Annotated in this window: 13 protein-coding genes; 8 read left to right on the top strand and 5 right to left on the bottom strand. The window is 69.2% G+C overall.

Features of this window, described 5'->3' with window-relative positions; all coding sequences use genetic code 11:
* Positions 1 to 2: 2 nt before the first annotated feature.
* The 4 genes from BHS09_RS26295 to BHS09_RS26280 form a co-directional block, all read right to left on the bottom strand.
* Entirely contained in the window at positions 3 to 503 is a 501-nt protein-coding gene (locus BHS09_RS26295; protein ID WP_237079835.1) for an SMI1/KNR4 family protein, read from the bottom strand.
* Between the two features lie 93 nt (positions 504 to 596).
* Complete coding sequence (mrpC, locus tag BHS09_RS26290) at positions 597 to 1,343, bottom strand: Crp/Fnr family transcriptional regulator MrpC (RefSeq protein WP_002634092.1); 747 nt, start codon at positions 1,341 to 1,343, stop codon at positions 597 to 599.
* Positions 1,344 to 1,616: 273 nt separating this feature from the next.
* Complete coding sequence (locus BHS09_RS26285) at positions 1,617 to 3,080, bottom strand: sigma-54-dependent transcriptional regulator (RefSeq protein WP_140799437.1); 1,464 nt, start codon at positions 3,078 to 3,080, stop codon at positions 1,617 to 1,619.
* A 7-nt stretch (positions 3,081 to 3,087) separates the two neighbouring features.
* Positions 3,088 to 4,062, bottom strand: a complete 975-nt coding sequence (locus tag BHS09_RS26280) for a sensor histidine kinase (RefSeq protein WP_328285466.1) — start codon at positions 4,060 to 4,062, stop codon at positions 3,088 to 3,090.
* 77 nt (positions 4,063 to 4,139) lie between these two features.
* Here BHS09_RS26280 and BHS09_RS26275 point away from each other — a divergent pair, with 77 nt between their 5' ends.
* The 3 genes from BHS09_RS26275 to BHS09_RS26265 all read left to right on the top strand — a co-directional run bounded on the left by BHS09_RS26275 (position 4,140) and on the right by BHS09_RS26265 (position 8,360).
* Positions 4,140 to 6,983 carry a fused MFS/spermidine synthase gene (locus tag BHS09_RS26275; protein WP_237079834.1) on the top strand — a complete coding sequence of 948 codons (2,844 nt, stop codon included), beginning with the start codon at positions 4,140 to 4,142 and terminating at the stop codon, positions 6,981 to 6,983.
* Between the two features lie 164 nt (positions 6,984 to 7,147).
* Entirely contained in the window at positions 7,148 to 7,405 is a 258-nt protein-coding gene (locus BHS09_RS26270; protein WP_174258898.1) for a hypothetical protein, read from the top strand.
* A 175-nt stretch (positions 7,406 to 7,580) separates the two neighbouring features.
* Positions 7,581 to 8,360, top strand: coding sequence for a MerR family transcriptional regulator (locus tag BHS09_RS26265; RefSeq protein WP_174260088.1), 780 nt, complete (start codon positions 7,581 to 7,583; stop codon positions 8,358 to 8,360).
* Here the strand turns inward: BHS09_RS26265 and BHS09_RS26260 are convergent.
* Positions 8,357 to 9,505: a hypothetical protein gene (locus BHS09_RS26260; protein ID WP_237079833.1), complete on the bottom strand. Its 1,149-nt coding sequence runs from the start codon at positions 9,503 to 9,505 to the stop codon at positions 8,357 to 8,359. The genes BHS09_RS26265 and BHS09_RS26260 overlap by 4 nt on opposite strands.
* A gap of 98 nt (positions 9,506 to 9,603) precedes the next feature.
* Between BHS09_RS26260 and BHS09_RS26255 the strand changes: the two genes are divergently transcribed.
* The 5 genes from BHS09_RS26255 (at position 9,604) to BHS09_RS26235 (ending at position 14,893) form a co-directional block, all read left to right on the top strand.
* Positions 9,604 to 10,929 (top strand): amidohydrolase family protein, encoded by a 1,326-nt coding sequence (locus BHS09_RS26255; protein WP_140794255.1) that lies wholly within the window; start codon positions 9,604 to 9,606, stop codon positions 10,927 to 10,929.
* 8 nt (positions 10,930 to 10,937) lie between these two features.
* Entirely contained in the window at positions 10,938 to 11,924 is a 987-nt protein-coding gene (locus BHS09_RS26250) for a class I SAM-dependent rRNA methyltransferase (protein ID WP_140799434.1), read from the top strand.
* A gap of 161 nt (positions 11,925 to 12,085) precedes the next feature.
* Positions 12,086 to 13,312: a serine/threonine protein kinase gene (locus tag BHS09_RS26245; RefSeq protein ID WP_140794253.1), complete on the top strand. Its 1,227-nt coding sequence runs from the start codon at positions 12,086 to 12,088 to the stop codon at positions 13,310 to 13,312.
* A 3-nt stretch (positions 13,313 to 13,315) separates the two neighbouring features.
* Entirely contained in the window at positions 13,316 to 14,113 is a 798-nt protein-coding gene (gene truA, locus BHS09_RS26240; RefSeq protein ID WP_140799433.1) for a tRNA pseudouridine(38-40) synthase TruA, read from the top strand.
* Between the two features lie 21 nt (positions 14,114 to 14,134).
* On the top strand, positions 14,135 to 14,893 hold the full coding sequence (locus BHS09_RS26235) for a hypothetical protein (RefSeq protein ID WP_140799432.1): 759 nt from the start codon (positions 14,135 to 14,137) through the stop codon (positions 14,891 to 14,893).

Raw genomic sequence — 14,893 nt, 5'->3', positions numbered from 1 at the left:
GGTCAGCGGCCCCAGTCCTTCTCCTCCAGGCCCTCCCGGAGGACCCAGCGCAGGTGCTCGTCGAAATCGAAGGTGCAGCCGGAGACGTCGGGCTCTCCGTCCAGCAGCCACGTCGACAAGTCGAAGTCGTCGTGGCGCGCCGGGAAGATGAGCCGCCCGGTGTCGCGACGCATCCCCGTGTCGAAGTAGTAGTAGTCGCTCACGTTCGTGGCTGCGATGTACTGGAAGGGGATGATCCGCTCGCGGATCTTCATCTCGAGGATGGCGGCTTCCAGCTCGTCCTCGTTGTCGCCGAAGCAGCCCTCCTCGATGGTCTCCTTGGACCACTGGAGCGCCTTCAGCAACTCGGTGGGGCTCAACATCCGGGCGCGCTCATGTCCCCGCCAATCCACCGCGGAGAACAGGCCGTGCTGGGAGATGAAGTCGAGGTAGGCCTGGGGAAGCAATGCGCCCAGCGAGGACTCCAGGACGTGGAGGTCCTGGGCGGTCACTCGGGAGGGCACCGTTCGCTGGAAACACCACGGGCCCGGCCACGCGGCATGTGCATGGTCAGGCCCGTCTGGTGTCCTGCTTCCCGTTCGCCGCGGGCGCGCGGACTACTTCTCCTTGCCGGCGATCTTCCGCAGGGCCTTCTGGTCACGCACGCAGAGGATGCGGCCGACGTTGCCGAGCACGCCCTCGCGCTTCATCTCGTTGATGAGCGTGGACACGAAGGAGCGGGAGGCGCCCACGAGGTCCGCGAGGTCCTGCTGGGTGATGCCGCGCAGGTCCGTCTCGCCGCCGTGCGGGCAGCGCTCGCCGTGCGCTTCAACCAGGGTGAGCAGGGTGTCCGCCAGGCGGGCCGGAACCTCCTTGAACGTCAGGCCCAGCACGCGCTTGCGCAGGGCACGCACGCGCTCGGCGTAGGCGCGGACCACGTCCACCGCCAGGGCCGGACGGGCCTCCAACTGGGCGCGGAAGTCGCGGCCCTCGATGCTCCAGACCTCGGCCTCACCGGCGGCGATGGCCATCTCTTCAATCGGCGTGCCCTCGGGGCGGAACAGCTCGCCGAAGAGGTCGCCCGGGCGGAGGATGGACACCACGGAGCGGGTGCTGTTCTTGCCGATGCGCATCAGGCGCACGCGGCCGGACTTCAGCAGGTAGACGCGGTCGGTGTTGTCACCGGGGCGGTAGATGGTCGAGTTGTGCGGGAAGGACTCGACCTTGAAGTAGCCCTTGAAGTCGATGGCTTCCTGGCCGGGCACCAGCTTGTTGGCGGTGACCATCATCCCGGAGCTGGTCGTCTGCAGCGGCGCCACGACGTTGGAACCGATGGGGCCGAGGGGGCGGTTGAATCCGTGCATGGCATTACTCCTGGGAAGGAAGCGTAGGGAAGTCGAGCCGTCTGCTTCAGCGGCGAACGGGACTTCCCTTCTCCAAGGTTCATGCCAGCGGGAATTGAAATGCCGCCGGGACAACACCTCCTGAAATGCCGGGTACTTAGCGCTACAGGCCCGCACCAGACCCCGTTCTGTGTCCAAAACCTGAAACAGAACGTTCAAACAGTCTGATCAATTTGAACGAAACGTTCAAACCGGGGGGAGGAGTGTCGGAGCAGCGACACTGTCCAAGAGTGCTCACGACGCATCCTTCACAGGGAAGGTGTGCACTTGAGTGCTCTGGCCCTGTGCAAGACCGTACTTCTGGAGCTTGCGCTCCAGGGTGGGCCGGCTGATTCCAAGGATCTGGCAGGTGCGACCCTTGTGCCCCTTGGTGACGGTCATCGCACGGGCGATGAGTTGGCGCTCGGCCTCTTCCAAAGTGGGAATCAGGCTGGCGTCGTCCTCGGCCGGCGCGGCGAACATGGCGCTGGCGGTGTGGGCGGAGGTGGCCCGGCCCGGTTCCGGCGAGGGGAGGGGTGACTCCAGGGCGGGCAGGTCGTCACCGCGCAGGACGTCACCGGGGGCCAGCACCACGGCGCGGGTGAGCACGTTCTCCAGCTCACGCACGTTGCCACGCCAGGGCAAGCGGGTGAGGCGCTCCATGACCTCGCCGGGCACGCGGGTGACGCGCTTGTGGACCTTCTCGTTGATGCGCTCGAGCAGGTGCTTCACCAGCGGGGCAATGTCCTCGCGCCGCTCGCGCAGCGGGGGAATCTGGAGGGTGATGACCTTGAGGCGTTGGTAGAGGTCCTCGCGGAAGCGGCCGGCCTCTACTTCCTCCACCAGGGCCCGGTGGGTGGCGGCGATGACGCGGGCGCGCAGCTTGATGCGTTTGACGCCGCCCACGCGCTCGAACTCGCGCTCCTGCAGCACGCGCAGGAGCTTGGCCTGGAGCATCAGCGACATGTCGCCAATCTCGTCCAGGAACACCGTGCCGTCCTCGGCCAGCTCGAACTTGCCCGGCTTGCCCGCCGTGGCGCCGGTGAAGGCGCCCTTCTCGTGGCCGAAGAGCTCGCTCTCCAGCAGCGTGTCGACGATGGCCGAACAGTTGATGCCGATGAAGGGCCGGGGCTCGTCGTAGGAGTAGTTGTGGATGACGCGGGCGATGAGCTCCTTGCCGGTGCCGCTCTCGCCCGTGATCAGCACGGTGGCGTGGCTGCCGGTGACCTTTCCAATCTCCTTCACCAACTGCTGCATCAGCGGGCTGGTGCCCACGATGTCGCCCAGGCGGGCGGCGGCGTTCTCCCGGTGGACCTCGTCCGCGCGGCGCGACAGCTGGCGGTATTCCAGCGCGCGCTCCACCACCAGGTCCAGGGCGGCCGGGTCCGGGAAGGGCTTGTGGATGTAGTCGAAGGCCCCGGCCTTCATGGCCCGGATGGTGGTCTCCATGTCGTGGTACGCGGTGACCAGGATGATGCGCGCGTCCCCGCACAGGCCCTTCATCTCCTCGATGATTTCCAGGCCCGTGCGGTCCGGGAGCATCATGTCGAGGATGACCACGCTGGGCATGGCCTCCTGGGCGGCGCGCAGTCCTGCCGCGGCGCTAGTGGCGGTGGCCACCTGGTAGCGGGGCTGGCCGTCCTGCTCGATCTCCTCGAAGTGCATCTTCAGCGTTTCGAGGAGCGAGACGTCGTCGTCGACGATGAGAAGGGTCTCCATGGCGCTCTCAGGTGGCGAACGTCAGCGTCAGCACCACGCCCGGCTCGGCGCTGCCCCGGGCGGCCACGTCTCCCCCCACGCCCATCATCACCCGGCGCAGGGCGGCCAGGGACAGACCGGCGCCCCGGGCCAGCCGGGAGCCGAAGGGCTCGAAGAGCGAACCGTTCTCCTCGGGTGGCAGGGCGGCGGCGGGGTCATGGAGCACCATCATCACCTGGTGGGGGCCACCCCGGCGCAGGGCCACCTCCACCGGGCTGCCCTCCGTCTGGCCCATGGCGACGTTGAGCAGCACCTGGGCCAGCACGGGCCGCAGCCGCGTCGGGTCCACCCGGACGCGGGGCAGGTCGGGCTCCTCGTCCACGCGGACCTCCACGCGCCGCTCGGCCAGCTCGGGGGCCACCATCTCCGTGGCCTCCTGCACCACGCCGCGCAGCGGATGGGCGTCCATCTTCGGGGTGGTGTCGCGGCCGTATTCGGAGAGGAGCCAGAGCATTCGCTCCATGGTGCGAATCTCGCGGTTGGCGATGGTGAGCCGCCGCTTGTCCCGGTCATTGAGGCCGGTGTTCCGGGCCAGCGTCTGGACCGCCATCTTCACCGAGGAGAGGGGGTTGCGAATCTCGTGGCTGAGCGAGGAGGACAGCCGTGAAATCTGCACCGGGGGGGCGCCGTCCAGCACGGCATTGAGATCCAACACGGTGGCACAGGCCTCGCCGCCGTCCAGTCCCAGGGACAGGCGGAGGGGGCACGCGTCCTCGCCGCCGAGGTTGGCGGAGACGAACTCCACGGCGCGGCGGTCCTCGCGGGCGCGGGCGTCCAGCTCACGGGCGCGCTTGGGCGACACGCCGAGGACCTCGTGGAGCGGCTGCTCCAACAGGGCCCCGGCGGGGCGGCGCAGGATGCTGGAGAGGTCGCCTTCGGCGCGTGTCACCCGCAGGCTTGGAGTCCAGGCGAGCATCGCGGCTTGCAGGAGATGGGTGTTCATTTGATGGGCCTGAAACATACCGACTAAGGTTCCGCGCTGTCCCCATGTCATCTACGGCGCGTTTTCCTAAGAACCTTGTGGCCTGCCTCCTCTTCCTGTCCGGGGGCACTGCGCTTGTCTACGAACTCGTCTGGTCCAAGTATCTCGGGAATGTCCTGGGGAACAGCGGCCAGGCGCATGCCGTGGTGCTCGCCACGTTCATGGGAGGGCAAGCGCTGGGGGCATTTGTCTTCGGGCGGACAGCCGACCGGGCAAAGAACCCCCTGGCCCTTTACGGTCTGCTGGAGCTGGGCGTGGGCCTGTACGCGCTGGCCTTCCCCTATGTGCTCGATGTGCTGGGGGCGCTGTGGCTGAACGTGGCCCCGTCCGTGCCGGATGGCTGGCGACTGGGGCCCCGGCTGCTGGTCTCCTCCGCGTCGCTGCTGATTCCCACGCTGCTGATGGGCGGCACGCTGCCGGCGCTGGTGCGGCACTTCGCCTCCAGCCTGTCGGGGGTGCGCTACGAGCTGGCGCGGCTCTACGCCGTCAACAGCCTGGGCGCGGCGGTGGGTGTGTTCATCGCCGGGACGAAGCTGGTGCCCGCCATTGGCCTGTCCTCCTCGGCGGGGCTGGCCGCGGGGCTCAACATCCTGGTGGCGCTGGCCTCGCTGGGGCTGGCCCGGCGCTTCCCGCCCGCGCTGGTGCCGGGCCAGACACCGCCCACGGAAGAGGGCGATGCGGAGGTGTCCTATCCGCGCATCGCGGTGCGGGCGGCGCTCATCGGCGTGCTGCTGTCGGGCTTCACGTCCATGCTGTACCAGGTGACGTGGATCCGCCTGCTGTCCATCGTCCTGGGCGCGTCCACCTACGCCTTCACGCTCATCCTCACCGCGTTCATCATGGGCATTGGCCTGGGCAGCTTCTGGCTGATGACGCGCAAGGGACAGGTGGACTCGCTGCGCCTGTTCGGCCGGCTCCAGGTCGCGCTGGTGGCCAGCATCTGCGTGGCGCTGCCGCTCTACGTCCGGCTGCCGCACCTGTTCCGCAAGGCGCAGTGGATGATGACGCGCTCGTTGGACACCTGGCCGCTGTTCCAGGTGCTGACCTTCGGCTTCTGCTGCCTCGTGCTGCTGGTGCCCACCTTCTTCATGGGCGCGGCCTTCCCGGCGGCGGCGCGCGTGGCCACGGCCAAGGTGTCCGAGGTGGGGCGCCAACTGGGCGGCGTCTACTTGTGGAACACGGTGGGCACGATTACGGGTTCGGCGCTGGGCGTGCTGGTGCTGATGCCGTGGTGGGGCATGGAGGGCAACTTCATCGCGGGCGTGGCGGCCAATCTGCTCGGCGCGGGGCTGGCCTTCCACGCGGCTCCCGGCCGTCCCGCGCAGCCGGCGCGTGCCTTGTGGCCGGTGGCCGCCACGGCGGTGCTGGCGCTGGTGGTGCTGGGCGGGATGAGCGGCTGGGCGGTGCGGTTGTCGGGCATCGCCTCCATCCGCTCCCACGAGAAGCCGCCGGAGAGCTACGCGAAGCTGGTGGCGGACACGGAGGCCATCATCCGCCCCATCTTCTACCAGGACGACACCTTCGCCACGGTGATGGTGGCGGACGCTCCCGTGGACAACCTGCGGTTCATGAAGCTCAACGGGAAGGTGGACGCGTCCAACGGGAGCGACGTGGAGACGCAGGTGGTGGCCGGCCACCTGGGCGCCCTGTTGCACCCGCGCGAGCCCAAGTCGGTGCTGCTGGTGGGCGCCGGCGCGGCCATTACCGCGGGTAGCGTGCTGGTGCATCCCGTGGAGCACCTGGACATGGTGGAGATCGCACCCGCCGTCATCGACGCGGCGCGCCTGTTCAAGGCGGACAACCGCAACGCGGTGGATGACCCGCGCACCCACGTGCACGTGGATGACGCCAAGACGTTCATGGCGCTGTCGCCGCGCAAGTACGACCTGGTGGTGAGCGTGCCGTCCAACCCGTGGGTGTCCGGCGTGTCCGGCCTCTTCACGCGGGACTTCTTCCAGACGGTGGACCGGCACCTGGCGGACGACGGCGTGCTGGTGCAGTGGATCCACACCTACGAGAGCAACGAGGACCTCATCAAGCTGGTGGTCCGCACCCTGCGCGACACCTTTCCGCACGCCACCACGTGGCTGGGGCCGCATGACCTGGTGATGGTGGCCAGCCGCAAGCCCCTGGCCTTCGATGCGGCGCGCCTGGCCGAGCGCATGGGGCATCCTGAGGTGCGGAAGGACTTGTCCCGCGTGGGCATCAACGACGTGTTCGCGCTGCTGTCCAAGCAGGTGCACAGCGAGGCCGGCCAGCTCGAGTTCGCCGGTGAGGGGCCCATCAACACGGACGACCACAACCTGCTGGAGTACGCGTCGCCCATCGCCTTCTTCGTGTCGAATCTGGACGTGCGCGTGAGGGACGAGCGGCGCGCGCCCGAAGGGGCGGACCGCCTCTTCCTGCACGACTACGTCCAGCAGCACCCGCCCACCGCGGAGCAGGCCGCCGGGCTGTACCGGAACATCGAGCGCTACCATGCGCCCAATGACCCCATGGTGCGCGGCGCGGCCGCGCAGTGGCGGCGGCTGGCCCCCGACAGCCCCGAGTCCGCCCTGGCCCTGGGCAAGGCGGCGCTGGCTCAGCAGGATTTGACGCTGGCCGCCTCGCTCCTGGAGCCCGAGGTGGCGCGGGGCGGACGCGAGCCCGCCCTGGTGACGGCCTACCTGAGGCTGGTGACGGCCCAGACCTGGGCTTCGCGCACCATGTGGACGCCTGTAGGTGCCCTGCACGACACCGTGTCCATGGGGCGCGAGGTTGCGGCCCGGCACCCGGACGACGAACATCTGGCCCGGGCGCTGCGCTCACTCTGCGAGGCGCTGCCTCGTTCGAGCTGCGAAGGCACCGCCCAAATGCCCGTCGCCGCTCCTGGGAGCCCCTGAAATGGGGCCTTGGATCATCCAAATCGGGCCAATTGCCCGGAATCACTGAGAATTCCTGGCATCCTCCCGATGACCGATGGAGGTGGAAGTGGGATCTGCCCTAGGGTGCGAATCACCCAAGCAGCAGGGTGTCTTTTCCACCACTGCAATCCCCGGAGAGTTCCATGAAGGCGATCTCGAAGAAGCAGCAGCTCCGCAAGGCTCGTGGCCAGGGCATGACTGAGTACATCATCATCGTCGCCCTCATCGCGATCGCCGCCATCGGCGTGGTGACCCTGTTCGGCGACAACATCCGCAAGCTGTTCGGCGCCTCCGCCGACGCGCTGGCCGGTAACGCCTCCGTTGAGTCCGAGGCCACCGAGCGTCAGCGCCAGCTGGAGAAGAAGACCATCAAGACGTTCGGCCAGAACAACGCGTACTGAGCCGTGTCCTTCCGGGGGGAGCCATACCTGCCTCGTGCGGGTGGCTCCTCTCGGGCGGCCGAGGTCGAGGGCTGAGTCGTCAGCCCGGTGCCCGGCCGGAAGTGGCAGCACCCCCGCCCAGGGGCTTGACCCTCACGCGACGTGAGGCCCTACACCTCCTCTTCAAGAGGTGGAGATGGCCCTGACGGTGAGCCAGGTCGCCCGGCTGGCGAAAATCAGCATCCGCGCGTTGCACCACTACGACGAGCTGGGCCTGTTGTGTCCTTCGGACCGCAGCGAAGCCGGCTACCGGCTCTATTCGCAGGCGGACCTCCAGAAGCTCCAGCAGGTGCTCTTCTTCAAGGAGCTGGGCTTCCCGCTGGAGGACATCCGCCGCATCCTGGGCGACCCCACCTTCGACCTGCGCACCGCGCTGCGGATGCAGCGGCAGCTCCTGACGGAGCGGGCCGCCCGTCTGGACGCGCTGGTGCACGCCGTGGACGCAGCGTTGGACGCGCTGGAGAAGGGGACGCACGTGGACAAGGAAGCGATGTTCGAGGCCTTTGGCGACTTCGACCCCTCGAAGTACGAGGAGGAAGCGAAGCAGCGCTGGGGGAACACGGAGGCCTACAAGGAGTCCGCGCGGAGGACGGCGCGCTACAAGAAGGAGGACTGGAAGCGCATCAAGGAGGAGGGGGATGCCCTCTTCCAGGCGTTGGCGGACCTGCTCGCGGCGGGCACCCGGGCCGCGTCGGCCGCTGCCATGGACCTGGCCGAGGCGCACCGCCAATACCTGGGCAAGTGGTTCTACGCGTGCCCTCCCGCCATGCACCGGGGCCTGGGGGAGATGTACGTGGCGGACACGCGCTTCACGGAGAACATCGACAAGGTGCGCCCTGGCCTGTCGCTGTTCCTGCGGGACGCCTTCGCGGCCAACGCGGAGCGGCAGGGGGCCTCCGATGCTCCTTGCGGCTAGCTGAAGCCCAGCCGCTTCAACATCACCGCGCGGATGGAGGGAATCCGGAAGCGGTAGATGAGGGCGTCCGCGAAGTAGTGCGCCAGCACCACCGCGAAGCCCAGGGACGTCATGGCGCGCAGCAGGGGGTGCGTCTCCGCCACGCCCATGTTGCTGCCCAGCGCGCCGCGCACCACGCCCTGCTGGAGCAGACCGTGCACCGCGCCCAGCGCCAGCAGGGGCAGCATGGACGCAATCATGGCCGGGACGATGAACTTCCGCGGCAACCGGGGCGTGTCACCTTCGCGGGGTTCCAGCATCCGCGCGGTGAGCATGTAGTACTCCAGGCCGTGCATGCCGGGCAGCATGACGTAGCCCCAGGTGGGCGCCACCAGCACCAGCCCGGTCGCCGTCGCCATGGCCAGGAGGTAGAGCACCTTGGGCCCGCTGACGGCCTCCGCGCGCAGCACCGTGCGGAACAGCAGCATGAAGTAGCCCAGCCACACCGCCAGCAGCACCCCCAGCGCGCCGTGCGGGAGCACCGCGCCCTGGCCAATGTCGAGGTACGCCGGCGCATCGGGCCCGGGCGCCTCCGGCACGAAGAAGATGCGCACCAGCAGCAGCGTGAGCAGCAGCGGGACGTACATCTGTTGCAGCTTGCGCTCCAGCGCCGACGCGCCGGGCAGGCCGGCCTTGCCCGCGCGCAGCCCGTGGAGTGACCAGATGCCCCGGTGCTGGGACAGGGTGTGGTGCGTGCCGAAGACGTTGAAAATCACCGCCACGCCATACGTGTGCGCCGTGCGCTCCGCGTAGAAGGTGAAGAAGAGCACCGTGCCCACCGCGAGCATGCCCAGCGAGCCCGCCAGCACCTGCCGGGGTTGACCCGGGGCGGACGTCAGCACGTCCCGGTGCACCGCGAAGAGCAGGAACGTGAGGATGACGTGGGTGGCGTTGCCGAGCAGGTTCTGCGCCGTCCAGGCGGACAGACGGTGCGCGCCTTCCGCGGCGCCCGGGGCCAGCCAGACGTTGGCGGCCGCCGTGCACAGGGCCAGGGCCAGGGGCAGGGCGACGATGAGGGCATCTGCCCGCGGTGAGAAGAGCCACAAGCCCCGGAAGGCCAGCGCCCCTCGCGGGGAGGGGGCCGTCACGGGAGACGGGGAGTTCACGGCGGGGCTCAGCGGCGTCATACCGTACGGACCCTAACATGCTCGCTGGCGGCGGCGCCCCTCGCGCCGCGCCGGGCCCGTGTTAGAACAGGGCTTTCATGGAAGGCCGCCTGCTTCTGAAAAACTGTGCCGTGTTCAGGGCGGACGGTCGCGTCCGCCATGGCATGGCCGTGGTGGTGGAAGGCAACACCATCCGTCGCGTGGCTCCGGACGCCCAGGTGCCCGTGCTGCCCGGGGACTGGGAAGTCGCCTGTCACGGCCGGCTGGTGGCGCCGGGACTGGTGGACTGCCACACGCACCTCGTCAACGGCCAGCTGCTGCCGCCCACGGGGCACTTCCTGATGCTTCCGCCCCGCGAGCGCCTGGACCGGCTCCGGCACGTGGCGCGGCTGCTCACGAACGAGGACGTGGAGGCACTCACCCGCTACGCGGCGGCCCGGGCCCTGCGCCACGGCGTCACCCTGGCGGTGGAGCACCTGTCCTGTCAGGACGTGGCCGGAGGGCTCGCCGCCCAGGCGCGCGCCGCGGAGGCGGTAGGCTTGCGGCTGGTGACGAGCCACTCCACCCACGGGCTGGACGGCGCGGCGCAGGCGCAGACGTGGCTGGACGCCAACGCGGACTTCACCCGCGCGTATCGGGACCACCCACTGGTCCGGGGCGCGCTTGGCTTCCATGCGTCGTTCACCTGTGACGACGCGCTGCTGCGCCGCATCGCGGAGCTGAGCCGGGTGCTGGACGCGCCCACCGTCTTCCACCTCGCGGAGAGCGAGGACGACCTCTCTTCCACCTACTCGCAGCACGGCAAACGCGTGGTCCCGCGGCTGGATGCGCTGGGGCTGCTGGGGCCGCGTGCCATCGCGGGCTATGCGCGCGTGCTGGACAGCGCGGAGGCGGAGTTGCTGGAGCAGAGCGGGGCCTTCGTGGCGCTGGCGGCCCGGGGTGTGCGCGCGCTGGAGCGTGGCGCGGACCCCATGGACGCGGTGCTGTCGCGGGTCCACTTGCTGGGGCTTGGCACGGGGGGCCATGGCAGCCTCCAGGACGAACTGCTCGCCGCGCTGGTGGGCGTGCTGCGCATCTCCCGTTCCGGAAGGATGCCCGACGTGGATGGCGCGCTGGCGCACCTGCTCGTCAATGGCCCGGCGGAGCTGTGTACGCGGCTGTTTGGCCTGCCCTCCGGGAACGTGGAGGAGGGGTGCATCGCGGACCTCGTCGTCTATGACGTCGTGCCCACCGCGGACCCGGAGACGGGCTACTCGCCCTATCTGCTCGGGCAACTGGCGCATTCACCGGTGGGGTGGACCATCGTCAACGGCCGGGTCTGCGTGCGGGAGGGCCAGTTGCTGGGGCTCGACTACGTGGCGCTTTCCCGCGCGGCGACCCAGGCGCTGGAGCGTGTCTGGACGCGCGCGCGTCTGGGCAGTTGAGCGGCGGCATGAGCGCATTGCCTTCTTCCCTGGTGGAGACGCTGCGCGCCTCGCGCGGCCGGCGCGGGTCGCTGCTTGGAGACGCGCGGACCACGGCCTGGCGCGTGGTGAATGCCGAAGCGGACGGCGTGCCGGATGTGACGGCGGACGTATTTGGCGACGTGTACGTCATCAGCCTCTATCGGGACTTCACGCCGGCCGAGGAGGAGACGCTGCTCGACGCGGCCATGGCCGCCTGGGCGCCTCGAAGCCTCTACCTCAAGCGCCGGCCGCGGGAGGCGCGTGTCCTGGCCAACGTGGCGAAGGAGTCGCTCGCGCCCGAGGCACCCGCCCGGGGCGAAGCGGTGGAGTCCTTCACCGCGCTCGAAAACGGCTTGGCGTTCCTCATCCGTCCGGCGCAAGGGCTGTCGGTGGGGTTGTACCTGGACATGCGGGACACGCGGGCGTGGCTGCTGTCGCAGGCGCGGGGCCTCACCGTGCTCAACCTCTTCTCGTACACCTGTGCCTTTGGCGTCGTGGCCATGGCGGGCGGCGCGAAGCGGGCGCTCAACCTGGATGCGAGCCGGCGCGTGCTGGAGTGGGGCGAGGAGAACGCGCGCCTCAATGGCCAGACGGTGGACCGGTATGACTATGTGGCCGGCGACGTGTTCGATTGGCTCAAGCGCCTGGCGAAGAAGGGCGAGTCCTTCGACATCGTCATCTCGGACCCGCCGTCGTTCTCGACGACGCGCAGCGGCCGGTTCTCCGCGGCGCGCGACTATGCCCGGCTGGCCGAGGCCGCCGCGCGTGTCGTGAGCCCGGGAGGCCAACTGGTGGCGTGCTGCAACCACGCGGGACTGCCTGCCCGCCGCTTCGAGGCCATGGTGCTCGAAGGGGTGACTCAGGCGGGACGCCAGGGGAAATCGCTGGGCTCGCTGGGGCCGTCCGCGTTGGATTTCCCACCGCCGCCCGGAGAGGAACCCGCGCTGAAGGTGCACCGGGTGCAGGTCCGGTAGTACCAGCGGCCGGGGAGGTGAGCCCTCGGCCCGCTCACTCGCAAGCTGCTACGCTCATTCGGATGAGGCCCGAGAGGCTTGCAGCTTCGAATAGAAGCCTGTCGAGCCTCACCCAAGTTTGTTGCCACTCCGCGGCTCGGCACAGGTAGGCTCGCCGGGCCATGCCTCCCGCCGCCCCGCAGCGCGACACCGGCCGCTTTGGAAAGTACCGCCTCATCGACCGCATCGCCGTGGGGGGCATGGCCGAAATCTTCCTCGCGCATCAGCAGCAGGATGACGGCCGCGAGTCCCCCGTCGTCATCAAACGCATCCGCCCGCATCTGTCCAAGCACGCGGCCTTCGTGAAGATGTTCCTCAACGAGGCCCGGCTCGCCTCGCAGCTCAACCATCCCAACGTCGTGCAGATTCACGACCTGGGAAAGATTGCGGACAGCTACTTCATCGCCATGGACTACGTGTCCGGGCGGGACATGCGCCGCGTCGTCCCCAAGGCGGAGGCGCTGGGGATTCCCTTCCCGCTGGTGTACGCGGTGAAGATTGCCTCGTGCGTCTGCGCGGGCCTGCACCACGCGCACACCAAGGTGGACCTGTACGGCAACCCGCTCAACATCGTCCACCGGGACGTGTCACCGGAGAACATCGTCGTCGCCTTCGACGGCTCGGTGAAGATTCTGGATTTCGGCATCGCCAAGGCCGCCAACCAGATGGAGCAGACGCGCAACGGCGAAATCAAAGGCAAGCTCAGCTACATGAGCCCGGAGCAGTGTCTGGGCAAGCCGCTCGACTGCCGCAGCGACGTCTTCTCCCTGGGCGTGGTGCTCTACGAGTGGCTCACCGGCTTCAAGCTCTTCACCGGCGAGTCCGAGGCCGCGGTGATGCGCAGCATCACGGACGGGAAGATCTACGCGCCGTCGTACTTCCGCGAGGACCTGCCGGAGCGCCTGGAGATCATCCTGATGCGAGCGCTGGAGCGCGACCGGGACAAGCGCTACCAGACGGCCGCGCAGATGCAGAAGGACCTGGACGCCTTCCTGGACGCGTACGACTTCACGCCCACGGCGCTGCACCTGTCCAACTTCATCAAGCAGCTCTTCGAGGAAGAGCTGGCCGCCGAGCAGCGCCGCCTGGCCGTGCGCGCCGCGGCCGCGCCCACGTCGGAGGAGGCACTGGAGCTGTCGGATGTGGCGGCCGCGCTCGACACCGCGAAGGCCGTGCCCGCTCCGGAGCCGGAGCCCCCGGCTCGGGATGACCGCACCGAGCCGCGCACCCTGGCCGTGCCGCTGAGTCCCGCCGTCTCGGAAGCGCTGGATGCGGTGGCCCGTCGCAACAACGTGCCCGCGGGCCGCATGGTGGCCGAGTTGCTCGAGTCCTGGCTCAAGTACCGCTGACCCATGCCCCGGCTGAAGCTGACGCTCGAATACGAAGGAACGCGCTACGTGGGCTGGCAGGTGCAGCCGAACGGGCCCTCCATCCAGTCGGTGTTGGAATCGGGACTGGAGCGGCTGCTGGGGGCGCGGGTGTCGGTGGCGTCGGCGGGGCGCACGGATGCGGGCGTCCATGCCTCCGGGCAGGTGGCCTGTTTCGACGCGCCCCGGGTGTTGCCGATGAAGGCCTACGTCATGGGGCTCAATGGCCTGCTGCCCGCCGACGTAGCCGTGGTGGACGCGGTGGAGGTGGCCGAGGATTTCGACCCGCGCCGATGGTCCCGGGGCAAGCGCTACCGGTATCGCGTGAGCAACCGGCGCACGCGCTCGCCCCTGCGGCGGATGACGCACTGGGAAGTCTTCGCACCGTTGGACGTGGAGGCCATGCGGCAGGCGGCCGCGCACCTGCTGGGGCGGCATGACTTCTCCGCCTTCAGGGCCGCGGACTGCCAGGCGAAGCATGCGGTGCGCGAGATTCGGAGCCTGGCGGTGGAAGGCACGTCGGGGGACGCCGTGTCCTTCGTGGTCGAGGGCACCGCGTTCCTGAAGCACATGGTGCGCAACCTGGCGGGGACGCTGGTGGAGGTGGGGAAGGGACGGCGGCCCGAGTCCTGGGTGGCGGAGGTGCTGGCCTCCAAGGACCGCAAGCGCGCCGGGCCCACCGCGCCGGCCCAGGGGCTGGTGCTGGAGGAGGTCTTCTACGGGGACGGCCCGCCTGCCCGTACGCCGGGGGGGACGGCGGACGCGGAAGAGGATGAGGGCTGAAGTGGAGTAGGCTGCCTGCCTGTGAGCTCCAAGACGAGTGTCCTAGAACCGCTGCGCGTCCGTGTCCGTCGCTTCCAGTTCATCATGGGACTGGGGTTCATCGCGCTCATCGCGGGGTCGCTTCTGAGCGTGGCGCTGACGCTTCGGCTGAGCGTGCGCATCCAGGCAGTGCCCGTGGGCATGCTGCGGGTGGCGCTGGCGGTGCTGCTGGAGAACCTGTGGGTGCTCGGGGTGCTGCCGGTGCTGTGCTACGGCGCCGCGCGGGTGATGGAGCTGCGTCCATGGACCACGGCGGGCGGTGCGGCGCTCACGGGCGCGGCCTTCCTGAACGCGATGGCCTTCATCCAGAGCGGGGTGTACGGGCTGTGGGCCGGAGACATCGGCTCGCTGTTCAGCATGGCGGCGTTTGCCGGAGGCGTCGTGCTCAGCGCGCGTGCGGTGATGATGGGCCGGGACGCCGCGGCACAGCAGTCGGTGAAAACCCAGGCCAAGGCAGAGGAGCGCAAGTCCGAATACGACGAGTTCCTCCGCGCGGCGGAGCAGGGCGGGGCGCGGCTGGAGCAGCGGGAAGCCCAGTCCACTGCTGTGGCTGGAGACGCGCTCACGGCCGCGGCCATCTCGGCGACGGTTGCTTCTGTGCCGGCTCAGGCGCCAGCCAGCGACGCGAACGCTGCTGCATCGCAGGCGCAGACCTCCGGTGGCGCGGAGCCCGTCGCGGCGGAAGAGGCAGGGGCATCACCCGCCACCGACACCCAGGCAGGCAAGGCCCCCGAGGCCTGA

It is taken from the genome of Myxococcus xanthus (genome assembly GCF_006402735.1).
In the GTDB taxonomy this organism is placed as follows: Bacteria; Myxococcota; Myxococcia; order Myxococcales; family Myxococcaceae; genus Myxococcus; species Myxococcus xanthus_A.
Note: the sequence above shows the minus strand (reverse complement) of the source record. Positions and strands in the feature narration are given on the sequence as shown.